Genomic DNA, 25583 nt, shown 5'->3' on the forward strand with positions numbered 1-25583 from the left:
GCTCACTGAGCCGCCGCATGCCCAGACGGACGGTCGTCGCCACAGTGCTCGGGCTCTCGCTCGCGCTGTCCGCGTCGTCGGTCCAGGCATTGGCGCTCGACGACGGCGCACGGGGCCGTACCAGCCGCCCCGGCGTTCAGGACGACGGTGATCCCGCCAAGGGACATGACGCCAGATCCAAGACCCGGCCCTCCGACCCCGCCCGTAAGGCAGCGGTCAGAGGGCTGGACAAGGCGGTGTGGCCCGAGCAGGGCAGCGCCGAGGTGAAGACCGGGGCCTCCGCACGGGTGGGCGGTCTGCCGGTCGGGATCGCCGCGCCGCGGGCGAAGACAAAGGTCACGGCCGGCACGCGTGCTACCGCCTCCACTGCTCCGGGCAAGGTGAGGGTCGACGTACTCGACTCGCAGCACGCCGCGAAGCTCGGCGCCGGTGTCCTTCTCGGGCTCGAGCGCGCCGACGGCGGGAGCCGCACGGGCAAGGTCCGGCTGACGGTCGACTACTCGAAGTTCGCGGAAGGCTTCGGCGGTTCCTACGGCTCCCGTCTGCGGCTGGTGCAACTCCCCTCCTGCGCGGCCGTCAGCGCTCCGGGCAGCAAGGGCTGTCCCGAGCAGCCGAAGGAACTGCCCACCGTCAACGACGTACGGACGGGCACCGTCTCCGCCGACGTGACGGCCGCTCCCGCGCCCGCCGAGGGCGTGTCGACCATGGCGGCCGGCGCGCGCTCCCTCGTGGCCGTCGCGGCCGGCCCGTCCGGCGCGCAGGGCACGTACAAGGCGACGGCTCTGACGCCGTCGGCGAGCTGGAGTGTGGCGACCTCCTCGGGCGCGTTCAACTGGAACTACCCGATGCGGACCGTGCCCACGCCGGGCGGTCAGGTCCCCACAGTCGGGCTGGGCTACTCCTCCCAGTCGGCGGACGGCCGAACATCCGCGACGAACAACCAGGGCTCATGGGTCGGGGAAGGCTTCTCCTACGATCCCGGCTACATCGAGCGCCGCTACAAACCGTGTTCGGACGACGGCCACAGCACCTCCGCGGAACAGTGCTGGGCCTTCGACAACGCCACGGTCATGCTCAACGGGTCCGCCGGCGAGCTGGTCAAGGACGACACCACCGGCGAGTGGCACATGTCGACCGAGGACGGCAGCAAAGTCGAGAAGCTGACCGGTGGCGTCAACGGCGACAACGACGGCGAGTACTGGCGCATCACCACCTCGGACGGCACGGAGTACTACTTCGGCAAGAACCGGCTGCCGGGCTGGGCGACGGGCAACGAGGAGACCAACTCGGTCTGGACGGCACCGGTGTTCGGTGACGACTCCGGCGAGCCGTGCTACAACGCCACCTTCGCCAGTGCTTCCTGCAAGCAGGCCTGGCGCTGGAGCCTCGACTACGTCAAGGACACCCACGGTAACGTGATGTCCTACTTCTACGACCGCGAGACCAACTACTACGCGCTCAACGGGAAGACGGACGTCAACGGCACGGCGTACGACCGTGGCGGCTACCTGAAGCGTGTCGACTACGGTCAGCGCGACGGGCAGGTGTACGCGGCGAAGGCTCCGGCCCGGGTCACCTTCGACACCGCCGAACGCTGCCTGCCCACATCCGGCTTCGACTGCGCGGAGAGCAAGCGCACGAAGGCCAACGCGGCCTACTGGCCGGACGTCCCGGTGGACCAGGAATGCAAGTCCGGTACCAAGTGCACTTCGCCCTTCCAGACCTTCTGGACCACCAAGCGGCTGACATCGGTCGTCACCCAGATGCGCAAGGACGCCACGTCCTACCAGGACGTGGACGCCTGGACCCTCACCCATCTGTTCACCGACAACGGCGACGACTCCAAGACGCTGTGGCTGTCGAAGATCGAGAACGAGGGCCGGGTCGGCACCGCTGTGAAGCTGCCGTCCGTCGACCTGTTCGGCGAGCAGCTCGCCAACCGCGTGGACGCGATCGGCGACAACATCGCGCCGTTCCACCGCTTCAGGCTGTCGATGGTGCTCAGCGAGACCGGTGCGCAGCTCGACGTCAACTACGCGCCCGCCGACTGCGCCAAGGCGACGCTGCCCAAGCCGGGTGAGTCGACCAAGCGCTGCTACCCGGTGAAGTGGGCTCCCCCCGGCTACGTGGAGCCGATCACCGACTGGTTCCACAAGTACGTGGTCGAGGCGGTCATCGAGACCGACCGTACCGGCGGCAGCGAGTCCCAGGTCACCCGCTACGACTACCAGGGCGACGCGGCCTGGCGTAAGGCTCAGCCGGACGGCATCACCGACGCCAAGTACCTGACGTGGGGCGGCTGGCAGGGTTACGGCAAGGTCAAGGTCACCAGCGGCTCGGCGGACCAGCAGACGACCCGCGTCGACTACACCTTCATGCAGGGCATGGACGGTGACAAGGACTCCGCCGGCGGCACCCGCTCGGTCAGCGTGAAGGACTCCACCGGCGCCTCCTACACCGACGCGGAGGAGTTCACCGGCCACCAGCTCGAGGCCGCCACCTACGACGGTGCCACGCTGGTCTCCAGGACCATCGACATCCCGTGGAAGCACTACTCCGCCACCCAGACCAAGAGCTGGGCCACGACCCACGCGGTGATCGTGCGTTCCCAGACCGGCCGCGGCTTCAGCCTGAAGTCCGACGGAAGCTGGCAGGAGACGACGTCCACCACGACGTTCGACACCGGCAACGGCACCGGCCGCGTCCTTCAGGTGGAGGACTTGGGCGATGTCTCCACCCCCAAGGACGACACCTGCACCCGCACCACGTACGCGGACAACGCGGCCAAGAACATCCTGTCGCTGCCCGCCCGCAGCGAGTCAGTGTCGGTGAAGTGTTCCGCCACGCCCGACCGCAAGACCCAGGTACTGGCCGACGAACGCACCTCCTACGACAGCCTCGCGTTCGGCGCCGCCCCCACCGCGGGCGACGCCACCAAGACCGAGCGGATGACCGCTCACAACGGCACCACCGCCACGTACCAGGTCACCGGCACCACGACCTATGACGCCTACGGCCGTCCGCTGCTGCAGAACGACGCCAAGCAGAACCCGACCCGGACCGCCTATACCGAGACCAACGGCCTGCTGACCAAAACGGACGTCTACGACGCCTTCCAGTACAAGACGACCACCGACTACGCGCCCGCCTGGGGCATGTCGAAGGGCCAGACCGACCCCAACGGCAGGCGGACGGATCTCGCCTACGACGCGCTCGGCCGGCTGACCTCGGTGTGGCTGGCGGACCGGACGACGACCCAGACGCCGAGCATCAAATACTCCTACAACGTCCGCAAGGACAAGGTCACCTCGATCAAGACGGAGAAGATCGAGAACGACGGCTCCTACGGCGCCGAGTACCAGTTGTACGACAGCCTCCTGCGCCCCCGGCAGATCCAGACCGAGGGCCCCGACGGCAGCCGCATGGTGGCGGACACCTTCTACGGCGCGACCGGCAACATCGCCAGGACCAACGCGACCTACAACGCCGCAGGAGCGGCCTCGGACGAGTTGCTGCTGGTGAGCAACGGCGAGGTCGGCGCGCAGAGCATCCTGCGGTACGACGGGCTCGGCCGCCCCACCGCACAGATCCTCGCGGTCAGCGGTGCCGAGCAGTGGCGCACCACCACGTCCTACGACGGCGAGGTGACCACGGTCGACCCGCCGGTGGGTGGCGTGCCGACCAAGACGATCACCGACGGCCAGGGCAACGTGTCGGAGATCCGCCACTACCGGGGCGCCTCCGCCGCCGCCGGCGTGCCTTTCGACTCGACGAAGTACACCTACAACACCCGCGGGCTGCTGGAGACGGTGACCGACTCCAAGGAGAACGTCTGGCGTTACGAGTACGACCAGCTGGGCCGCAAGACCAAGTCGGTCGACCCGGACGCGGGCACCTCGCGCACCGAGTACGACGAGCTGGACCGGCCGGTCGCCGGGTACGACGGCCGGAACAAGAAGATCTCCACGGTCTACGACAAGCTCGGACGCGTCACTTCGACCTGGCAGGGTGACGCCGACACCGGCACGAAGCTGACGGAGACCAGGTACGACAAGGCGGGCTGGCTCGGCCAGGCATGGGCCTCCCTCAGCTATGTCTCGCCCACGGAGTACTTCGCCAGCGTCGTCCAGTCGATGGACGAGTTCTACCAGCCGCTGAAGACCGCCTACCAGGTGCCCGCGTCACAGGGCACCTCTCTCGCCGGGACCTATGTCTTCACCAGCACCTACAACCGGGACGGAACCGTGCAGAGCACGGGCCTTCCCGCCATCGGCGACCTGCCTGCCGAGGCACTCACCTACACGTACGACGCACTCCAGCGCCCGATGACGATGACGGGCACGACGTCGTACGTCACCAACACCCGCTACTCCAAGACGAGCCAGCTGCAGCAGCTCGAGCTGAACTCCGGCAGCGGCAAGAAAGTCTGGCAGACCTACGACTACGAGAAGGGCACCGACCGGCTGACCCGCTCGGTGACCGACGTCTACGGCGCGACCGCCCCGGCCAAGGAGTCGAACTACTCCTACGACCAGGCCGGCAACATCCTCTCCATCGCGGACACCGCCAACTCCGCGGCGCCGGACGTGCAGTGCTTCGCCTATGACACGCGCCAGCGTCTGAAGGACGCCTGGACTCCCGCCGCCACCGCCGCCACCGCGGCGGGCACCGGCACCCAGGGATCCACCGTTCCGCTCGACGGCGGCGGCCCGAGCGCCTGTGCCTCGGCACCCGGTTCCGGCGCGCTGGGCGGACCGGCTGCGTACTGGAAGTCCTACGAGACCGACGCCATCGGCAACCGCCTGTCGGACACCACCCACGACACCGGGCTCGACGCCGCGAAGAACATCACCCGCAGCTACGAGTACGGCACCGCGGGCTCCCTGGGCGACGGGCCGCACCAGGTCACCAAGGTCCAGGAGCACACCCCCACCGGCGACAAGCAGTCGACGTACGAGTACGACGACGCCGGCAGCACCACCAAGCGCACCATCGGGGGCGACGCCCAGTCACTGGTCTGGAACGACTCCGGCAAGCTCAGTGAGGTCACCGAGGCGGACGGGTCGAAGACCAGCTACCTCTACGACGGCTCCGGCAACCGGCTGGTCCGCAAGGACCCGACCGGTACGACCGTCTACCTGCCCGGCACCGAGCTGAAGCTCGCGGCCGACGGTACGAAGACAGAGGCCACGCGCTACTACGAGTTCGCCGGGCAGTCCGTCGCGGTCCGCACCGGGGGCAAGCTGTCCTTCCTCGCCTCCGACCATCACGGCACCGGTGAGCTGGCCATCGACTCCGCGACCGGCGCGGTCAGTCAGCGCCGCTTCGATCCCTTCGGCGTCGAGCGCGGCGCGAAGACCGGCACGTGGCCCGGCGAGAAGGGCTACGTCGGCGGCACCATCGACGCCTCGACCGGCCTGACCCACCTGGGCGCACGCGAATACGACGCGTCCATCGGCAAGTTCATATCCGTCGACCCGATCATCGACTACACGCAGCCACAGCAGATCAACGGCTACGCCTACGCGAACAACTCGCCCGTCACGCACGCGGACCCGAGCGGTCTGATCCTCGCGGAGTGCTACCAGGGTCTGATCGAGTGCAGCGGCGGCATGCCCGTCACGACCACGAATTCGGACTCCAGGGTCACTCAGGCTCAGTCCGACGTCAGCCGGGCCAACTCCAACCTCGCCGGCGCGCAGCAGCAACAGGCGTCCGCCAAGCAGCGCATCAAGTCCGCGGGCAAGGCCCTCGTCAAGATCGCCCGGGACATCCTCGGCGTGGACGCGGCTCTTGACTGCATCTCCACCGGTGACGTCGGCTCCTGCGGCGAGACCCTGCTCAACATCGCGGGGAGCTTCGCGGGCGGTCTCGCCGGCAAGATCCTCGCCAAGTACGGCACACCGTGGAAGTGGGCCAAGGGCATCAAGCTCGCCAAGCGGGTAGCGGGACTGGTCGGCGATCTGATCGGGGGCGCCAAGGGCCTGTGGAACGCGAGCAAGGCCGTCGGCAAGGCGAGTTCCGCACTCGCCAAGGCGAAGGGCAAGCTCGCCGACGCCAGGAAGATGGCAGCCGCCGCTCTCAAGAAGCGCAAGGCGTGCCACAGCTTCCTGCCCGGCACGAAGGTGCTGCTGGCCGGGGGTGCCACCAAACCCATCGAGAAGGTCCGGCTCGGCGACAAGGTCGTCGTCACCGACTCCGCGACGGGCAGGACGACGATCCGCGAAGTCGCGGGCACCATCGTCACCGAGGACGACAAGGCCTTCGCCGACCTCAGCATCAAGTCCAGGTCCGGCAGGACCGAGGCCCTGATCGCCACCACGACTCACCCGTTCTGGGTGGAGTCGAAGCACGCCTGGATCAAGGCCGGCGACCTCACCCCCGGCATGCTCCTTCGCACCCCGTCCGGCGACACCGTCCACCTCACCGCCACTCGCCACTTCGAAAAACGCCAGCGGACACATGACCTGACGGTTACCGGGGTCCATGCCTACTATGTGCTGGCTGGCACCACACCACTGCTCGTGCACAACTGCGACCCGTCAGTGGACGACGTATTCGCACGGGCCGCGAAGTACGGTGACTCGGATGGCGAATACCTCTACCGGGGAGTCACCAACAACCACTACAAGCTCGACGAAGCGAAGGCCGGCATTGCGGAACCTCGGGGTGGGCACAGCGATCCCGTGGCGCATTCAGGGGACGACACCGAGAGCGTCTTCACCTCATGGTCACCCGACCTGGACACGGCCCGAGAATTCTCGGAGGAATTCGGCAGCACCGGGGCCCTCGTGCTCCGAATTCCGCGCTCGGCAGTCTCCCCGAGTCGCATGAAGGTTGCGGGAGACCGAGGACTCCAGGAGTTGGAAGTCCTGATCGAGGGCCGCGTCACAGGGTGTCAGGTGAGCTGCGAATGGGGACCCTTCAAGTGAAGACGGCCAGATACCCGGAACAAGGAAAGGAGTTTCGAATGCCCGAGACTGACGGCAGCGACCTTTTCACTCGCTATTGCTTGCCTGGTAACAGGTATAAGAAGCTCCTCTCCGGGAGTTTCATCAGGGCCGATCGGAAGCAGGCCACGGAATTCGCCGCCTCGATGATCGACGACGGTCGCGAGATCGCGACGAACGAACTGACCGAGCTGCTGGCCGGTGACTGGCGGGAAATCCTCACGGCTTGCTGGCTCATCGGATTCGGAAAGAGGTGCGAGTTCCAGCCCGAGCTGCACAGCCTGGTCGAGAAAGGGCCGGTCCGTCGCACAGGGAAGGGAGTGGCCTTCGCGCTGGCTCGTTTCTGCCATCCTTCTGACGCCTACGCGCTGAAGCGGAGCTTGGAGCGAAGCCTGCCCGACCTGACGAATCGAGAGAGCCAGCCCTGGTGCCTGGGTTCGTTGCTGTTCATCGAGAAGCATGTGGGCCTGGACATTTCGGAGGATCTCATCGCACCCGGCGGACCATGGGATCGATGGTCAGCGGCAGGGTTCCTTGAGAGCGACAGCCCTTTCCACTGGGAAAAAGAAGTAGCCGCGTGGATCGACCTCGCCGAGAGATCGGACTGACATCCGGCGCATGTTGCTCGTGGAAGCCCCGCCAGGTCGTCCTGCCGGGGCTTTCGTCTTGAGCCGTACGCCCCAGGGCCTCATCACGGATTCGCGCACCTGATCCCGGGCACTAATCCTGTGTGGTCATACCCGTCCATGACGTCAATCCCGCGCGCCGCACGCCGTATGTGACGTACGCGCTCATCGCCGCCAGTGTGCTGGTGTTCCTGCTGACGCCCGGTGCGGCCGGGGCGGCGAGCGGGGAGAGCCATGTGGCGCAGCTCTGTCAGTTGCACGCGTTCATGGATCATTACGCGGCGATCCCGCGGGAGATGATCCATCATCAGTTGCCCAGGCTGGTGCCGACCGGGCAGGTGGGAGCGGGGGCGGCCGGGCCGGGGTGTGTGATGGGGGTGCCGGGGTACGACAAGTCGCCGGCGCTGTCCGTGGTGACGGCGATGTTCCTGCACGGCGGCTGGCTGCACCTGCTGGGCAACATGCTGTTCCTGCTGATCTTCGGCAACAACGTCGAGGACCGCATGGGCCACGTCCGCTTCGCGCTCTTCTACCTCGTCTGCGGCTACGCGGCGAGCTACGGATTCGCCCTGCTGAACGCCGACTCCGGTGACCCGCTGATCGGCGCGTCCGGCGCGATCGCGGGGGTGCTCGGCGCGTATCTGGTGCTGTATCCGAAGGCCAGGGTGTGGGTGCTGGTCCCGTTCCTGATCTTCCTGCCGCTCCGGCTGCCCGCCTGGATCGTGCTGGGCTTCTGGTTCGGCCTCCAGGCCGTGTACTCCTCGGGACGCGGGGTCGAGGCCGGCACCGGCACGGTGGCGTACGCGGCGCACGTCGTGGGTTTCGTGGCCGGGATGCTGCTCGCCTGGCCGCTGAAGGCGGGCACCCCGTCCCCGCCGGAGCCGGGCCGCCTGCTGTTCGGCAGGCGGGCGCGGCACCGTCAGGCGTGGTGAGCGGAGCGGGTCAGCGGGCGCTCGCGGAGTGGACGTAGTCGACCAGGTGGGTCAGCGCGTCCGGCTCGATGTTGGGCATGACGCCGTGGCCGAGGTTGAAGACGTGGCCCTCCAGGGCGGCGGCCGCGTCCAGCACCTCCTGCGCCTTGGCCTCGACCGTCTTGCGGTCGGTGAACAGCACCGTCGGGTCGAGGTTGCCCTGCAGCGCCTTGCCGGGGCCGACCCGGCGCGCGGCCTCGTCCAGCGGGACCCGCCAGTCGACGCCGACGACGTCCGCGCCCGCGTCGCCCATGAGCTTCAGCAGCTCGCCGGTGCCGACGCCGAAGTGGATGCGCGGGACGCCGTACCCGGCGACGGCGTCGAAGACCTTCGCGGAGGCGGGCATCACCGAGGCGCGGTAGTCGGCGGGGGCCAGCGCGCCCGCCCAGGAGTCGAAGAGCTGCACCGCCGAGGCACCGGCCTCGATCTGCACCTTCAGGAAGGCGGCCGTGATGTCCGCGAGGCGGTCCAGCAGGTCGGCCCACAGCTCGGGGTCGCCGTACATCATCGCCTTGGCGTTCTCGTACGTGCGCGAAGGACCGCCCTCGACCAGGTAGCTGGCGAGGGTGAAGGGGGCGCCCGCGAAGCCGATCAGCGGGGTGGAGCCCAGCTCGCGGGTGAGCATGCGGACCGCCTCGGTGACGTAGGACACGTCCTCCGGGGTGAGGTCGCGGAGCCGGTCGAGGTCGGCGCGGGTGCGCACCGGCTCGGCGACGACCGGGCCGACGCCGGGCTTGATGTCGAGGTCGACGCCGATGGCCTTGAGCGGGACGACGATGTCGCTGTAGAAGACCGCCGCGTCCACGTCGTGCCGGCGCACCGGCTGGAGCGTGATCTCGGTGACCAGCTCGGGCCGCGTGCAGGACTCCAGCATCGGGATGCCCTCGCGCACCTTGCGGTACTCCGGCAGGGACCGGCCGGCCTGGCGCATGAACCACACCGGTGTGTGCGGCACGGGCTCGCGCCTACACGCCTTGAGGAAGGCGCTGTCGTACGTCGCTTCTGGCTGCTGGCCCGTGGGGATCGCGTTGGCACTCACGTCGGCAAGTCTCGCACGGTCCGCGCGGGAGAAGTGCCCCAGCCCTCGGGGGGTGTCATGCCCTGCGCGAAGGCCCGCTTCCCCTTACTCTTCCCCGCATGGCTGCGGCTCAGGGACGATCGTCGGACGGCACCGGCGGAATGGACGACGTGAAGGACACGCAGGCGAAGGAGAGAGGGGGAGCCGGGGTGCCAGAGGTCCCCCCTGCGTTCAGCAGCGCGGTGGAGGCGCTGCGCAACGCGCGGCTGCGGCCGCAGGTGGAGGTGGAGCCGACGCCCGCCCCGCAGCGGCTGGCGCCGTACGCGCACGCGCTGGAGGCCGTCGTGCTCGACGGGGAGCAGGAGCTGGCCGACGGCCGGCTGGTCCTGCTGCACGACCCGGCCGGCCACGACGCCTGGCACGGCACCTTCCGCCTGGTGACGCTGGTACGGGCGGAGCTGGAGCCCGAGATGGCGGCCGACCCGCTGCTGCCGGAGGTGTGCTGGTCCTGGCTGACGGGCGCGCTCCAGTCGCGCGGGCTCACCTACGGGGAGCCGAGCGGCACGGTCACCCGCGCCGGTTCGCACTACTTCGGCGGGCTGTCGGAGCGGCCGCCCGCCTCACAGATCGAGATCCGCGCCTCCTGGACGCCCCTCGAAGGGCTCGGCGGCGTTCCGGACACCGCCGCGCACCTCGCCTCGTGGTGCGATCTGCTGGCCCAGGTCGGCGGCCTGCCTCCGGCCGCGCCGGGCGACGGCTCGGTGGTGACGCTGCCGCAGCGCAGGGGTCCGCAGTCCCGTTAGCCCTCCCAGACTGATCATCTTCTCAGCGCCCCGCCGGGATCGGCGGGGCGCTGCTTTGTGATCACTTCCTGGACCATCACTTTGTCGATACGGCCACTTTCCGCACTCGAATCGCACCACCCTGAAGCCGATTCGATCTTCGGATGATCGATCGCGTGTCCGAATTGCACAGATTGTGACTCACTAGATCGTGATCATTCTCTAAAGGCGGACGGGTTTGCTGCCGAAGACGACTGTGACCTTGAAAGCACGGTTCTCCCCGGCTTCCTCCCCACAAGCCGGCCCCGTCCCCCCCCACCCAGGAGGCCTGGTGTCCGTTCTCCTCGAGCAGCCCGCAAGCCTGGTCGCCTACCGCCCGAACAAGCCGACCGCCATGGTGGTCGTGGCCGACCCCCGCGTCCGTTCCACCGTCACCCGCCATCTGTGGGCCCTCGGTGTGCGCGACGTGATCGAGGCCTCGTCCGTCGCGGAGGCTCGTCCCCGCATCGGCAACCCGCGCGACATCTGTGTCGCAGACGTCCACCTGCCCGACGGCTCCGGCCTCACCCTGCTGTCCGAGACCCGTGCCGCGGGCTGGCCCAACGGCCTCGCCCTGTCCGCCGCCGACGACATCGGCGCCGTCCGCAACGCCCTCGCCGGGGGCGTGAAGGGCTACGTCGTCACCGGCACCCGTACCAACATCGGCCTGCCCACCCGCCCCGGCGCCGCCCCCATCGGCTCCGCCGCGGCCCGAATGGGGCACCGGCGTCCGCCTGGCGCCCCGAGCCACCCCGGCGGCTACCGCGAACTGTCCGGCCGCGAGGTCGAGGTGCTCCGCCTCGTCGCGGAGGGCCAGTCGAACAAGGCGATCGGCGTCTCCATGGGCCTGTCCGCCCTGACCGTCAAGAGCCACCTGGCCCGCATCGCGCGCAAGCTCGGCACCGGCGACCGCGCCGGCATGGTCGCGGTGGCCCTGCGCACCGGAATCATTCACTGACTCCCCCTTCCTGTCCCCCACCCCGCACCCTCCTGACCCCCGGTGCCCGTCGGCGGAACGTTACGTCGGCGGGCACCGGCGTGCGCGCCGGGCGGGGTGCGCCGTACGGCGCGCGGCGTGCGCCCGCGCGCGGCGCGTTTTGGCCGGTCAGCGGGGATGTCGGTCGAACGTGCAGGCCAGCGGCGCGGGCATGCGGATACCCTTGGCATGTGACGGACGCCCAAGAGACCGCAGCAGACAGTTCCCGGCGCATCAACGGGGGCACGCCCCCCGACGCGGGGCCTGCTGAGGCGGCGGCGCCCACCCCCCTGCTCGAACCCCGCGAGGGGATTCCGCCGGTCGTCGCGGACGCCGCCGCGCTCGCCGAGGTCGTCGCCGCCTTCGCGGCCGGCACCGGCCCGGTGGCCGTGGACGCCGAACGCGCCTCCGGTTACCGGTACGGCCAGCGGGCCTATCTGGTGCAGCTGCGGCGCGAGGGCGCGGGCTCCGCGCTGATCGACCCCGTCGCCTGCCCCGACCTCTCCTCCCTGGGCGACGCGCTGTCCGGAGTCGAGTGGGTGCTGCACGCCGCCACCCAGGACCTTCCGTGCCTGCGCGAGATAGGCATGGTGCCCACCAGCCTGTTCGACACCGAGCTGGCCGGGCGGCTCGCCGGATTCCCCCGCGTCGGCCTCGGCGCGATGGTGGAGAACGTGCTCGGCTTCGTACTGGAGAAGGGCCACTCCGCCGTCGACTGGTCCACCCGCCCGCTGCCCGAGCCGTGGCTGCGCTACGCGGCGCTGGACGTGGAACTGCTGGTCGATCTGCGCGACGCCCTGGAGAAGGAGCTTCAGCGGCAGGGCAAGCTGGAGTGGGCGCTGGAGGAGTTCGCCGCCATCGCGGCGGCGCCGCCCGCCGAGCCCCGCAAGGACCCGTGGCGCCGAACCTCCGGAATGCACAAGGTGCGCAGGCGGCGGCAGCTCGCCGTGGTCAAGGAGCTGTGGGAGGCGCGGGACCGCATCGCCCAGCGCCGGGACGTCTCGCCCGGCAAGGTGCTCGGTGACGCGGCGATCGTGGAGGCCGCGCTCGCGGTGCCGGCCAATGTGCACGCGCTGGCCGCGCTGAACGGTTTCGGCCATCGTGTGGGCCGCCGTCAGCTCGAACAGTGGCAGGCGGCGGTCGACCGGGCCAAGGCGCTGCCGGAGTCCGCGCTGCCGCAGCAGGGCCAGCAGATGACCGGTCCGCCGCCGCCGCGCGCCTGGTCGGACAAGGACCCGGCCGCCGCGGCCCGGCTGTCGGCCGCCCGCGCCGGGGTCTCGGCGCTGGCCGAGCGGCTGGAGATGCCGCAGGAGAACCTGATCTCCCCCGACACCGTGCGCCGGATCTGCTGGGAGCCCCCGGTCCCCGCCGACGAGCGGACCGTGGCCGCCGCCCTCACCGGCCACGGCGCCCGGCCCTGGCAGGTGGAGCAGGTGACCCCGGTGCTGGTCGCGGTGCTTTCCGCCACCCCGGAATAGGCGATTTCACGCCACAATCCGTCCGGCCGGGCGGGGCCGCGGTGTGACGTTCACCGCTAGCCGGGGTGGGACTGTGCAGCTACGTTACTCATAAGTAGCATGGGGTTGAGCAAGCGCTCAGCGTCCCGCACCCTGGAGGAGAGCCATCGTGCCTCGTACCGTCAGGGACGTCGTCTTCGTCGACGGCGTCCGCACCCCGTTCGGCAAGGCGGGCCCGAAGGGCATCTATCACGAGACTCGCGCCGACGACCTCGTCGTGAAGGCGATCCGGGAGCTGCTGCGCCGCAACCCCGGTCTGGACCCGAAGAAGATCGACGAGGTCGCCATCGCCGCGACCACCCAGATCGGCGACCAGGGCCTCACCCTCGGCCGTACCGCGGGCATCCTCGCGGGCCTGCCGCAGTCGGTTCCCGGCTACTCCATCGACCGCATGTGTGCGGGCGCGCTGACCGCCGTGACCTCGGTGTCCGGCTCGGTCGCCTTCGGCGCGTACGACATCGCCATCGCGGGCGGCGTCGAGCACATGGGCCGGCACCCGATGGGCGAGGGCGTGGACCCCAACCCGCGCTTCGTCTCCGAGAAGCTGGTCGACGAGTCGGCGCTGTTCATGGGCATGACCGCCGAGAACCTGCACGACCGCTACCCGACCATCACCAAGCAGCGCGCCGACGAGTACGCGGTCCGCTCGCAGGAGAAGGCCGCCAAGGCGTACGCCAACGGCAAGATCCAGCAGGACCTGGTCCCGATCTCGGTGCGCCGCACCAACGAGGAGGCCGGTGAGACGGGCTGGGGCCTGGTCACCGCCGACGAGCCGATGCGCCCCGGCACCACGCTGGAGAACCTGAGCGGCCTCAAGACGCCGTTCCGCGTGCACGGCCGGGTCACCGCGGGCAACGCGGCCGGTCTCAACGACGGCGCCACCGCCTCCCTCATCGCGTCCGAGGACTTCGCCCGCGAGAACGGCCTGCCGGTCAAGATGCGCCTGGTCTCCTACGCCTTCGCCGGCGTGGAGCCCGAGGTGATGGGCTACGGCCCGATCCCGGCCACCGAGAAGGCCCTCGCCCAGGCCGGCCTGTCGATCTCCGACATCGGCCTGTTCGAGATCAACGAGGCGTTCGCCGTCCAGGTCCTCGCGTTCCTGGAGCACTACGGCATCGCCGACGACGACAGCCGCGTGAACCAGTACGGCGGCGCCATCGCGTTCGGCCACCCGCTGGCCTCCTCCGGTGTGCGGCTCATGACGCAGCTCGCCCGCCAGTTCGAGGAGAACCCGGACGTCCGCTACGGCCTGACCACCATGTGCGTCGGCTTCGGCATGGGCGCGACGGTAATCTGGGAGAACCCGAACTTCGAGGGGGACAAGTGAGCAACACCACCGAGCTGCTGAAGGGTGCTGCCGAGCTGTTCCCCGGCGAGGTCGTCACCCAGGCCCACGTACGCCACTTCGAACTGCCCTTCAACGCGGGCAGGTTCGCGCTGATCACGCTGGACAACGGCTTCGACCACACCAAGCCGACCACCTTCGGCCCGGCCTCGCTGGCGAACCTGGACGCCGCGATCGACCAGGTCGAGAAGGAGGCCGCGGACGGTGACATCGTCGGTGTCGGCATCACCGGCAAGCCGTTCATCTTCGCGGTCGGCGCCGACCTCAAGGGTGTCGAGCTGCTGAAGCGGCACGAGGACGCGCTCGCCATCGGCAAGGGCGGCCACGAGGTCTTCAAGCGCCTCTCCGGCCTCGCGGTCCCGACCTTCGCCTACTACAACGGCGCGGCGATGGGCGGCGGCGTCGAGGTCGGCCTGCACTGCTCGTACCGGACCGTCTCCAAGGCGATCCCGGCGTTCTCGCTGCCCGAGGTCTTCCTCGGCCTGGTGCCCGGCTGGGGCGGCTGCGCCCTGCTGCCGAACCTGATCGGTCCCGAGAAGGCCGTCCAGGTCATCATCGAGAACAGCCTCAACCAGAACCGCCAGCTCAAGGGCAAGCAGGTCTTCGAACTCGGCATCGCCGACGCGCTGTTCGAGGGTGCCGACTTCCTGGAGCAGTCGCTGCTGTGGACCGCGCAGGTCCTCAAGGGCGACCTCACCGTCGAGCGTCCGGCGATCGACCGGGGCGAGGCGTGGGACCAGGCCGTCGCCAAGGGCCGCTTCGTCGCGGACTCCAAGGTGCACGGCGCGGCCCCGGCCGCCTACCGCGCGCTGGAGATCATCGAGGGCGCCAAGGACGGCGACCTGCAGAAGGGCTTCGACGCCGAGGACCAGGCCCTCGCCGACCTGATCATGGGCGGCGAACTGCGGTCCGGGATCTACGCGTTCAACCTGGTGCAGAAGCGCGGCAAGCGTCCGGCGGGCGCGCCCGACAAGTCGCTGGCGCGTCCGGTCACCAAGGTCGGCGTCGTCGGCGCCGGTCTGATGGCCTCCCAGCTCGCGCTGCTCTTCCTGCGCCGCCTCGAGGTGCCGGTCGTGCTGACCGACATCGACCAGGAGCGCGTCGACAAGGGTGTGGGCTACGTCCACGCCGAGATCGACAAGCTGCTCGGCAAGGGCCGGATCAACCAGGACAAGGCCAACCGCCTCAAGGCGCTGGTCACCGGTGTCCTGGACAAGGCCGAGGGTTTCGCGGACGCCGACTTCGTCATCGAAGCCGTCTTCGAGGAGATGGGCGTCAAGCAGAAGGTGTTCGCCGAGGTCGAGGCGGTCGCCCCGGCACACGCGATCCTCGCCACCAACACCTCCTCGCTGTCGGTGTCGGAGATGGCATCGAAGCTGAAGCACCCCGAGCGGGTCGTCGGCTTCCACTTCTTCAACCCCGTCGCGATCCTGCCGCTCCTGGAGATCGTGCGCGGCGAGCAGACCGACGACGCCGCGCTGGCGACGGCGTTCGGCGTGGCCAAGAAGCTGAAGAAGACCGCGGTGCTGGTGAAGGACGCCCCGGCGTTCGTCGTCAACCGCATCCTGACCCGCTTCATGGGCGAGATCCAGAACGTCATCGACGAGGGCACCCCGGTCGAGGTCGCGGAGAAGGCCGTCGAGCCGCTCGGCCTGCCGATGTCCCCGCTGGTGCTGCTGGAGCTGGTCGGTCCGGCGATCGGCCTGCACGTCTCGGAGACCCTCAACCGGGCCTTCCCGGACCGCTTCACGGTCTCCCCGAACCTCAAGGCGGTCGTCGAGGCCGGCAAGCGCGGCTTCTACGTCTACGACAGCGGCAAGCCGGAGCTGGACCCCGAGGTCGCCGCGCTGCTCAAGCAGGGCGACACCGTCCTCACCGAGGAGCAGGTCCGCGACCGCGTCCTAGACGCCGTGGCCCAGGAGATCGGCCTCATGCTGGACGAGGGCGTCGTCTCCGAGGCCCAGGACGTCGACCTGTGCCTCATCACCGGCGCCGGCTGGCCCTTCCACCTGGGCGGCATCACGCCGTACCTGGACCGTGAGGGTGTCTCCGAGCGGGTGAACGGCAAGCGGTTCCTGGAGCAGGGTGTGGCGAGCGTGCCCGCGTAACACCGGCCGGTTGTACGGAGGAGGGCCCCGGCGCTGCGGCGCGGGGGCCCTCCTCTCGTTCACCAGGCGGGCATCGCCGGGTAGTGCGCGCAGTCGGCGGAGCAGGGCTCGCGGGAGGCCAGCGACGTGCGCAGCCAGTTGTCCTCGGGGATGCCGTGGACGCGCAGCGTCAGGGAGGCGGGCGCCGAGTGGATGGCGCTGAACACCGCCACGAACTCGACCGTGTAGGTGCCGGGCCGCCAGTCGTGGGCGTGGGTGACCCGCCAGGTCCCGTCCTCCTGGACCGGGGCCTCGGCGATGAGCCTGCCCTGTTCGAGCACCATGACCTTCTCCACCCCGCGGGCCGCCGTGCCGGAGAAGCGGGGCCGGGGACCGCACCAGGCGTGGGGCCGCGGGCCCAGGACCTGCGGCGGTTCCACTCGGTCGAGGACGTGGAAGTCCACCGCCGTGGTGCGGGAGACGCCGCCGCCCGCGATGGCGAGGACCTGCACGGTGTGCGGGCCCGCCGGCCAGTTGACGACACGTCGCCACTGCCAGGTGCCGGAGGCGGAGACGGCGGTGCCGCCGAGATAGCGGCCCTGCTCGAAGAAGAGCACGTAGTCGGACCCGGCGGGCGCCTTGCCGCTCAGCTTGCGGGCGACCCCCACCAGCGCACCCGGTCCGGGCGAGACGACGGTCGGTCCGTCCGGCAGCGCCGGCTCCATGGTGAGGGCCAGTTCGGGGCGGCTCACGGTGAACTCGGCGAGCACCGGGGGCAGCGGGCCGGGGCCCAGCCGCTCCGGGTCGATCATGTCGCGCGGCAGACCGGGGACGTCGAGGGCGCTCATGGCGAGGCGCCGGGCCACCTCGCGGGCGCCCAGGTCGTTGAAGTGGCTGGCGTCGATGATGCCGTCGGGATGGTTGGGGTGCTCGCGCGGGTCCAGCCAGCGGAAGAGCCGGCGCGCCCGGGTGGGTCCGAGCTCCGCGATCATCTCCGTGGTGAACGCGTCCATGTCGAGCAGCGCGGCGCCCGTCTCGGCCGCCGCCTCCCGGGTGAGGGCGGGGTATCCGTCATGGGTGCCGACGACGTTTCCGGCCTCGTCGAAGGTGCAGCGGACCGCCGGGGTGACCAGTACGGGGACGGCGCCCTCGCCCCGTACGGCCTCGACGTACAGGCGCAGGTACTCCTTGTACTCGCGCGGGCCGTGGTGGCGGTTGAGCTGGTTGACGCGCTGCTCCACGCTGCCGAAGGCGAGCAGCACGAGGTCGCCGGGGGCGAGGATGCCGAGGAGCGTGGCGAGGCGCTCGGTGAAGTAGCCCCGCAACGTCATGGCGTCGCGGGCGTAGTTGCGCACCTCGTAGCCCGTGCCGAGGAACTCGCCCAGGTACTGCCCCCAGCCCGCGAGCGGTGCCTCCGCCTCGGTCCGCGAGGCGGCCACCGAGTTCCCGATGATGCAGATCTTCCTCATGTGTTCCTCATGTGTCGCGCCTGTCTTGCCGTTGTCCTGCCGGACCGGTGCCTTCCGAACCGGTGGGCGGCGGTCACACGATCGTCAGCGGCCCGAAGCCCTCGGCGGGGTCCGGTGCCTTCTGCCGCATCACCCTGAGCCGTGCGTCGCTACCCAGCACGGCCACCACGACCCGGCCGGCGCGGTCCAGGGCGAGGGCGGGCGGACGGGCCATCAGCACGTCGTGGCCGGTCCACTCGGGCGCCTCGAACCGGCCCTGCGCGGCGAGCGTCGCGACGCTCAGGCCGTTGCGCGCGTCGCGGCGCGCCAGGACGAGGGTGTCGTGCCGGTCGGTGACCTGCCGCAGCGCCGCGATCCGGCCCGTCCCGCCGTGGCCGCCGAGCCGCCCGACGCGGGTGTTCCACCGGCCGTCGGGGCGCTGCGTCGCACACATCACCTCGCCGGAGTCCTCCTCGCGGTACACCACCGCCATACGGGAGCGCCCGATCTGCACGGGGGTGATCCCGCCGGCCGGCCGCCAGGCGTCCGGGTCCGCCTGCGTCACGCCGTCCTGGAGCTTGTACGGGCCGTAGACATCGTCCTGGTACCAGTGCACGGCGCCGACGCGGTTCGCGGCGAACAGCTGGACGCGGCCGGTGGACTTCAGCACGGCGGTCAGGCAGTCCTGCATCCCGCGGCCGCCCAGGTCCTCCCAGGCGCCCCAGCCCTCGGCGGTCTCCCGCCGGGCGCTGATGCCCGCTCCGAAGTTCCGCAGGAACACGTGCAGCCGCCCCGAGGGGTCGACGACGGCCTCGGGCACGCCGACCTCGCGGCAGCGCTGCCAGTCCCTGGACCGTTCGTTGGGGTTGCCGACGCTCTCCCACGAGGTCGCGGCACCGGTGTGGGCCTGCCGCCACATGCGGACGACCTCCACGTCCACCCGGCCGTCCGGCCCCGGCGTACGGCGCATGCCCACGAGGTGCACCCCGCCGTCGCGGTCCGGCGCCACGGACAGTGCCGGGGTCAGCCGGCCGCCCGGCAGCAGGACGGGCCGGTCCCAGGCACCGCTGCCCGGCTCGCTCTCGGTCCAGACCGCGACCCGGTCGCCGAGCACGGCGTACGCGGCGAGCCGGCCGTCGGCCTGGAGGTGGAGCCAGTCGGTGCCGCCCTCGTAGCGGGCCCGGGTGCTCCAGCCGTAGCGGCGGATGTCGGAACCGTCAAAGAGCTGCCGGTCGCCGCAGTGGCGGCGGCGGCAGTCGTGGCCGTCGGCGGCCGTGTAGACCTCGATGACGCGCTTCTTCTCGGCCCAGGCGTGCTCGGTGAGGTTGCTGGGCGCCAGCTTGTTGCCGTAGCCGACGCAGTGGTCGACGAGCGGGGGGACGCCGCCCTCGGCGAGGTACTGGTCGAGGGCGGCCAGCGCGAACTGCGCCGTGGCCGTGTGGTCCGGGTGGTCGCTGGACTTCGGCCCCCGGACTTCGTCCCACTCGCTGTGCCAGGGGTCGGGGTCCATCGTCCAGTACTGGTCGGGCCGTGTGTGGTGGAGCAGCTCGGCCAGGGAGTGGCGCAGGCCGTCCCGGCTGATCCGCTGCACCGGGCCGAGCGGGGACTCGGCGGCGTTCAGGGTGAGCTGGGTGGCGGACTGCCCGGCCCACAGCGTGGCCAGCCGGGCGGGCGGCACGTCGGCGCCGAAACCGTGCTGGGTGTCGACCATGCGCAGCCCGAAGAAGAAGAGCTGGACGTGGGGCGCCGCGAGCAGGGTGGACCGCTCCGCCGCCACCCCGGTCGCGAAGGAGACGACGTCACGCGCCCACTCGCTCTCCCGGTCCCCCGTCACCATGGCCGCGTACGCCGCGCGCAGCCCCTGCTGGCGTGCCTCGGCGTAACCGGCGTAGTCCGGTGGGCTGTCCAGGCGGTGCGGGTCGCGGGTGTCGATGTTGCGCCCGTCGGCCTCGGCGGCCGTCAGGTACACGCTGGTGACCCGGTGCCCCGCCTCCAGCGCGCGCTGGAGGTCGGGGTTGATGAAGTACAGGTCGTCGTCGGGGTGGGCGAGGACCTGGAGCAGCGAAGGGCGCGGCGTGGTTCCCTCGGCGGAGTGCATGGCGGCTTTCCCCTCAGCTGCGGACGTCGGCCAGTGGCGGACGAGCGGACGGCGGTACGGGTACGGGTACGGTCCGGCGGGGTGTCACAGCGGCCAGGCGGGCAGCCGGCCCTGGCGGGCGAGACGGTTGCGCGACGAGCCGGACTCGAACTGGCTCGGCACCGGGAAGTAGCTCGGCAGGAACGCGGCGAGGATCGCGTCCTGTTCCTCCTCGGAGACATCGCCGTCGTGGTAGTCGTTCAGGCAGAACACGTCGTGCGGCCGGACCGCGAGGATGCGGCTGAGCCGGGGCTTGTGCTCGCTCAGGCCGACGTTGACGAAGCCGCAGGAGATGCTGCCGGGCACGCTGCGCAGGGTGTGGTGGCCCAGGTAGTGGTGGAGCGAGGAGGCCACCGACACGTCCTGGTGGCTGCGGAGCTGGTTGCGCGCGGTGACCGAGACGGGTTCGGCGTACCGCCGCTCGATGTCCGCGAGGACGGTGCGCCGCAGCGGATGCGGTGCGTGCAGGAAGGTGTGCACGAGCGTCTGCCCGAACTCCCGCTCCATCAGGACCCGGTTGTTCTTGGCGGCCGCGACGTTGAACTCGTCCGTCTCCGCGACCGGCGCCATCGGGACGGAGGTCGGCGACATGAAGTACTTGGACTGGCCGTTGCCGAGGAAGAACGCGTCGGGCCGCAGGGTGCGGCCGAGGAACACGTCGTCGTTGAAGTAGAGGAAGTGCTCGGCCAGGCCCTCGATGTGGTGCAACTGGCTCTCGATGGCGTGCGAGTTGTAGCTGGGCAGCGCGCCGCGGTCACCGAAGATCTCCGTGTGGTCCACCACCCGCACGCGCGGGTGCTCGAGGTCGAGCCAGTGCGGGACCTGCTGGTCGGTGACGAGGTAGATGTTGCGTATCCACGGCGCGTACATGTCGATGGAGCGCAGCGAGTACCGCAGTTCCTCCCGGTCCCGGAAGCGGGCCGCGCTGGTGGCCGCGTCCTCCGTCTCCATGCCCAGGGCGGCGAGGGCGGCGTTCTTGCGCTCCAGCCAGTTCACGTCCGCCCCGTTGACCCAGGTGTAGACGGCGTCGACGGGGAAGTCGATGTCCCCGTGCAGCCGCTGGGTGAACGCCTCGATGCTCGAGTAGACGCGGCCGCCCAGGGTGAGCGGTCTGCGGCGCATGGCGCTGAGGGGCACCCGGTCACCGATCAGTGTGCGGGCCGGGGCTACGAGCAGGCTCTCGTCCTCGGGGTCGGTCTCCCAGAAGGAGATGGTGCAGCCGTAGACCGCGCCCAGGCGCAGCAGCCGCGAGTGGGAGACGAGGTTCTGGTACACCCGGATGCCGGAGACGGCCGGATCGGCGTGCGGGGTCACCAGGCCGGCGAGGACGGTGGCGATCGTCTTCTGGCCTTCGTTCAGGACGCCGGCGTAGACCGCCTCCTGGGCGAAGTGCTCGCCCAGCGCCTTGAAGACGGCGTCGCGGTGCACGGCGTGCACGGCGACGGTGTGCCGGATCAGGTTGTCGCGCACCACGAGGTAGGGGATGGAGGCGGCCTCCAGCGCGTCGGCCGCCAGGGCCAGGTTCCGCTGGACGCCGTCCCAGGGCGACTCCCAGTCCATCACCCGGCACACCTGGCCGCCGTCCTCGACCAGTTCGCGGCGCTGGAGCAGCCGCTGCTCGACGGCGCGCTGGTCGGCCGTGCGGACGGTGGTGGCGGGAGCGGGCGCGGCGGCGGCGACGATGCCGTCGGGACCGCTGTAGTAGGCGTGCACCGCCTCGCGTTCGGCCTTGGCGACGGCCCGGCGTCCGCTGTCGCGTTCCGCGACCAGTTCGTGGAAGATGCGCTCCCAGTGCGCGGTGACCACGGCGGGCGAGAAGCGGTTGACGGAGGCGAGGGCGGCGGCCCCCATGTCGCGGCGCAGTCCGTCGTCCTGGATGAGCAGCATCAGCGCGGAGGCGAGGGCCTCGGTGTCGCCGGGCGGAACCAGCACTCCGGTCCGGCCGTCGATGACGACTTCGCGGGGGCCGTTCGGGGAGTCGTAGGAGACGACGGGGACGCCGGCGGCGTGTGCCTCGGCGAGGACCAGGCCGAACGCCTCGTTGCGGGAGGTGAGGGTGGCGATGCTGGCCTTGGCCCATTCCTCGGCGAGATGCCGGGAGTTGCCGTTGAGCTGGACGCAGTCGTGCAGTCCGAGCATGTCGATCTGCCGGCGCAGGGCACCGCTGAGCGGGCCGTCGCCGAAGATCCGCAACTGCCAGTCCGGGTGGTGCCGCGCGACGATCGCCCAGGCCGCGACGGCGTGGTCGATCTGCTTCTCCGCGACGAGCCGTCCGGCGATGACCACGGTGCGGGTCTGGAGGGTCGACCGGGGCCGGAACCCGCTGGGCAGCGCGTTGGGTACGACGTCCAGTCGCGGCGCGGCGTCCCCCAGGGTCTCGGCGAACCACTCCAGCGTGCGTTCGCTGAGCACGGCGAGGGCGTCCAGCCGGGCGGCGTACCGGCGCAGTGGCTCGCCGCTGGTGCCGCGCAGCTCGGAGACCCGGTGTTCCTGGTGCACGGTGATGACGTGCGCCGGCGCGAAGTGGACGGCCAGCGCCATCAGCGCGGGCGTGGTCGTGACGAGGATGTCGGTGTCGGTGCTCTGGAGTTCGAGGCCGAGCTCGAGGTCCGAGAGCCGGTTGAACGCCGATTCCCAGGACCGGTCGACGATCTGGCTCGGCTGTGCCGCCAGCCCCTCCCACACCGCGTTCTCCACCGAGGTGGGCCTCAGGGGGCGGGGTGTCCCGGCGGTGAGGTCGATCAGGTAGTCGACGCGGACCCGCGCGTCCGGGGTGAAGAACTGCTCGGTCTTGCTCTTGAAGACGCTCAGCACCCGCACGTCGTGCCGCGCGGCCAGCTCGGAGGCCTGGTTGAACACCGCCCGCTCGGTGCCGCCGACCGCGTCGGCCGTGGTCAGCAGGAACGTGATCTTCATCTGTCGGTTCAGCCTGCCTCGGGCATACGCGTGCAGGTCATCCGGAGATTGCCCGCAGGGGTGTAGCGCGGTTGGACGATCATGGTGGAGTGGCCCGGCGGGGTGACCGCGAGCCGGCGCATGGCGAAGACGCGCCGGGGGTTGCGTACGTCGTGCAGGCGGCGCCCCAGCCGCAGCGACAGACCGGCGCCGTCACGCAGCCGCACCTCCCAGTGGTCGGGGCGGCTGCCCCGCGGGGGCATCCGGTCCAGCGGGACGTCGACCCGGAAGACACCGCCGCCCAGTGCGGAGACGGGCTGCTCGACCAGGCGGCCGGACGCGACGAACTCCACCCACGGGGCATCGGCACGGGTGCCCAGCACCCGGAAGTCGACGCTGACCCCGGCGTGCCCGAGGTGCACCTTGGCGACCTCGACGGCGGGTTGCGCGGCGGTGCTGGCGATCCGGGCGGTGCCCCGGAAGGAGCGGCTGAGCCGGTGCCGGTCGCCGGTCACCGGGGACGCCGCCATGGGCTTGGTCGGTCCGGCGTAGGGGACGGGCGGATCGAGCAGCAGCAGCGGCAGGGTGCGGGTACGGCGCCCGGTGCGCACGCGGAGGGTCATCCGCCAGCGGCCGCCGGAGACGGGTACGCCGCCGAGTTCGGCGCCGAGCAGTACGGCGGCGTCGACCAGGGTCTCCCCCGCCGGGCCCTGGTGGAGGTGCGCCTCGCAGGGGTACGTGCGGCGGCGTCGGCGCAGGACGACCTCGGCGTGCTCCGGCATCCCCGCCGAGGGCGGCAGCTGGGCGTGCAGGTTGACGGTCTGGCCGTCGAGGATGGCCGCGTAGCGCAGCGCGGCGGTACGCCGCCGGCGCAGGGGGACGAAGAGGCCCATCATGAGCCGGGTGCGCACGGCGAACGCGAGGGCCAGCAGGCGGCGGCCGAGGCGGCTGCCTGCGGCGCGGGCAGAGGAGGTACTCACGGGGTGGTGACCCCCAGCTCTCCTCGGCTCGGCAGGCGCCGGGACTGGCGTGCCTGCGCCGGAGCCTCGTAGGGGCTGGGCACCGGGAAGTAGGTGTCCAGGAAGGTGGCGACCATGTGGGCCTGTTTTTCGGGATCGGCGGCGGTGACCGTGTCGTTCATGCAGAAGGTGTCGAAGTTGCGGCGGGCGAGCAGGTTGTCCAGCCGGCGCTGGGCCAGCCGGTCCGCCAGGTCGACGTAGACGTAGCGGATGTCGCCCACCGTGGCCCGGGCGGAGCCGTAGGCGTAGTAGTGGTGCAGCGAGGAGGCGATCGGCACGTCGCTGGGCGAGCGGAAGCGGGAGTGCTGGGTGACGCGGTGCGCCTTGTCGTAGACCTGCTCGATCTCCGCGAGGACGCTGCGCCGCAGAGCATGCGGGGTGTGCTTCATCTTCTGGGAGATGACGGTGCCGAACTGCTGGGCTATCAGGCCCCGGCTGTTCTTGCCGGCCGCGTTGACCGGCAGGTCGTCGGTGCTGGCCCGGCCCGACGGGATGAGCGCCTTGGACTGGAAGAACTTGGTCAGTCCATTCGGATGGAAGAAGTGGCCCGGCTCGACGGGACGACCGAAGAACACGTCGTCGTTCAGGTAGAGGAAGTGCTCCGAGAGTCCGGGGATGTGGTGCAACTGGCTTTCGATCGCGTGGGAGTTGAAGGTCGGCAGCGCGCTCGGGTCGGCGAAGATCTCGCGGTGGTCCACGACCCGGAGACCGGGCAGGTCGGTGCGCAGCCAGGCGGGTACCTGTCCGGCGGTGACCAGGTAGATGTCGCGCACCCAGGGCGCGTACTGGTGGATCGAGCGGAGCGAGTACCGCAGTTCGTCCCGGCTGGTGTAGCGGGAGTCGTTGGCGGCCTGCTCGTGCAGTTCACCGTTTCCGGACGAGGTCAGGTGCCCGCGCGCGCGTTCGCGGTTCCGGCGCCACACGGGGTCGGAGTCGTCCACCCAGGTGTAGACCACGTCGATCGGGAAGAGGTGGTCGTCCGGCAGCGCGGCGAGGAACTCCGGCACGGTGCGGGCGTGGCCGGTGGTGTAGAGCCCGGGAACCACGCTGAATCGTTTCTGCTCCCCCCAGCACCGACCGGCGTCCGCCGGGATCTCCGTGGCCACCTTGTTGGGGCGCGGTGCGACGAGCGTGCCGTCCCGCTCGTCCCAGAACTCGATCTCACAGCCGGACTCGGCACCGAACACCAGGTTCCCGCTGGGGTCGCTGACGATCCAGACCACGCGCAGCACCGGCTTCTCGCGCAGCGCGCGCCAGCTCGCCGCGGCGCTGCCGGGCCGCAGCTGCACCGGGTTGCCGGCGCCGACGTAGCCGGGGTACTCCGCGAAGGCGAGGCGCAGCAGTTCCTCGAACCGGGCCCGCAGCCGGGCGGGTACGGCGACGCACGGCAGACGCGGGGAGCCGGTGCCGCGCACGCAGAAGTAGTCGAGTCCGGCCTCTTCGAGGAAGGAGACGAGGAGATGAAGGTTGCGGGCGCGGGCGGCCCACTCGGTGGCTCCGGGGACCTCGACCGCGCGGAGGAACTTGCCGGCCACCTTGACGACGCGTCGCACGCCGTCGGCGGTGTCCACGCCCGCGCCGCGCCGGCCTTCCATGGCCCGGACGACGGCGGCGGAGCGCACGGCGTCGGCGGACGCGAGGGAACGTTTCACCGAGGTACGCATCGAGCCGGGTACCCGTCGCACGATCCAGCGCCGCGCTCCCGCCGGAATGACAGATCGATATGTCGACACGAGCGCGCTCGCCTCGGGGTTGTTCAGGCTCACCCGACTT

14 protein-coding genes are annotated in these 25583 nt (G+C 70.6%); 8 read left to right on the plus strand and 6 right to left on the minus strand.

From position 1 onward, the window contains the following. Positions 1–17: 17 nt before the first annotated feature. The 3 genes from EV284_RS22465 to EV284_RS22475 all read left to right on the plus strand — a co-directional run bounded on the left by EV284_RS22465 (position 18) and on the right by EV284_RS22475 (position 8508). A complete protein-coding gene (locus EV284_RS22465) occupies positions 18–6932 on the plus strand; it encodes an RHS repeat-associated core domain-containing protein (protein WP_242625779.1) in 6915 nt (2304 codons plus the stop codon). 38 nt (positions 6933–6970) lie between these two features. After that, positions 6971–7558 (plus strand): DUF6000 family protein, encoded by a 588-nt coding sequence (locus EV284_RS22470; protein WP_130337035.1) that lies wholly within the window; start codon positions 6971–6973, stop codon positions 7556–7558. 122 nt (positions 7559–7680) lie between these two features. Further along, positions 7681–8508, plus strand: a complete 828-nt coding sequence (locus EV284_RS22475; RefSeq protein WP_130337037.1) for a rhomboid family intramembrane serine protease — start codon at positions 7681–7683, stop codon at positions 8506–8508. Between the two features lie 10 nt (positions 8509–8518). Here EV284_RS22475 and hemE read toward each other — a convergent pair whose 3' ends face one another. Further along, the gene (gene hemE, locus EV284_RS22480) at positions 8519–9586 is read right to left on the minus strand and encodes a uroporphyrinogen decarboxylase (protein ID WP_130337039.1); all 1068 of its coding nucleotides are present in this window, start codon (positions 9584–9586) and stop codon (positions 8519–8521) included. Positions 9587–9684: 98 nt separating this feature from the next. Between hemE and EV284_RS22485 the strand changes: the two genes are divergently transcribed. The 5 genes from EV284_RS22485 (at position 9685) to EV284_RS22505 (ending at position 16332) form a co-directional block, all read left to right on the plus strand. Then, a complete protein-coding gene (locus tag EV284_RS22485; protein WP_130337041.1) occupies positions 9685–10368 on the plus strand; it encodes a DUF3000 domain-containing protein in 684 nt (227 codons plus the stop codon). Positions 10369–10678: 310 nt separating this feature from the next. Further along, the gene (locus EV284_RS22490) at positions 10679–11344 is read left to right on the plus strand and encodes a response regulator transcription factor (RefSeq protein WP_031181634.1); all 666 of its coding nucleotides are present in this window, start codon (positions 10679–10681) and stop codon (positions 11342–11344) included. 209 nt (positions 11345–11553) lie between these two features. After that, positions 11554–12840: a ribonuclease D gene (locus tag EV284_RS22495; protein WP_130337043.1), complete on the plus strand. Its 1287-nt coding sequence runs from the start codon at positions 11554–11556 to the stop codon at positions 12838–12840. 148 nt (positions 12841–12988) lie between these two features. After that, positions 12989–14206 (plus strand): acetyl-CoA C-acyltransferase, encoded by a 1218-nt coding sequence (locus EV284_RS22500; protein WP_030802710.1) that lies wholly within the window; start codon positions 12989–12991, stop codon positions 14204–14206. Further along, positions 14203–16332 carry a 3-hydroxyacyl-CoA dehydrogenase NAD-binding domain-containing protein gene (locus EV284_RS22505; protein WP_130337045.1) on the plus strand — a complete coding sequence of 710 codons (2130 nt, stop codon included), beginning with the start codon at positions 14203–14205 and terminating at the stop codon, positions 16330–16332. Before EV284_RS22500 ends, EV284_RS22505 begins: the two co-directional genes overlap by 4 nt. A gap of 59 nt (positions 16333–16391) precedes the next feature. Here EV284_RS22505 and EV284_RS22510 read toward each other — a convergent pair whose 3' ends face one another. The 5 genes from EV284_RS22510 to EV284_RS22530 all read right to left on the minus strand — a co-directional run bounded on the left by EV284_RS22510 (position 16392) and on the right by EV284_RS22530 (position 25474). Further along, positions 16392–17780 (minus strand): hypothetical protein, encoded by a 1389-nt coding sequence (locus EV284_RS22510; RefSeq protein WP_130337047.1) that lies wholly within the window; start codon positions 17778–17780, stop codon positions 16392–16394. A 73-nt stretch (positions 17781–17853) separates the two neighbouring features. Beyond that, on the minus strand, positions 17854–19857 hold the full coding sequence (locus EV284_RS22515) for a PIG-L family deacetylase (RefSeq protein ID WP_130337049.1): 2004 nt from the start codon (positions 19855–19857) through the stop codon (positions 17854–17856). Between the two features lie 84 nt (positions 19858–19941). Further along, positions 19942–22812, minus strand: a complete 2871-nt coding sequence (locus EV284_RS22520; RefSeq protein ID WP_130337051.1) for a stealth conserved region 3 domain-containing protein — start codon at positions 22810–22812, stop codon at positions 19942–19944. A gap of 8 nt (positions 22813–22820) precedes the next feature. Then, a complete protein-coding gene (locus EV284_RS22525; protein WP_130337477.1) occupies positions 22821–23687 on the minus strand; it encodes a hypothetical protein in 867 nt (288 codons plus the stop codon). A gap of 80 nt (positions 23688–23767) precedes the next feature. Then, a complete protein-coding gene (locus EV284_RS22530; RefSeq protein ID WP_130337488.1) occupies positions 23768–25474 on the minus strand; it encodes a stealth family protein in 1707 nt (568 codons plus the stop codon). Positions 25475–25583 lie beyond the last annotated feature (109 nt).

This window comes from Streptomyces sp. BK022, from assembly GCF_004217355.1.
Taxonomy (GTDB): domain Bacteria; phylum Actinomycetota; class Actinomycetes; order Streptomycetales; family Streptomycetaceae; genus Streptomyces; species Streptomyces griseoluteus.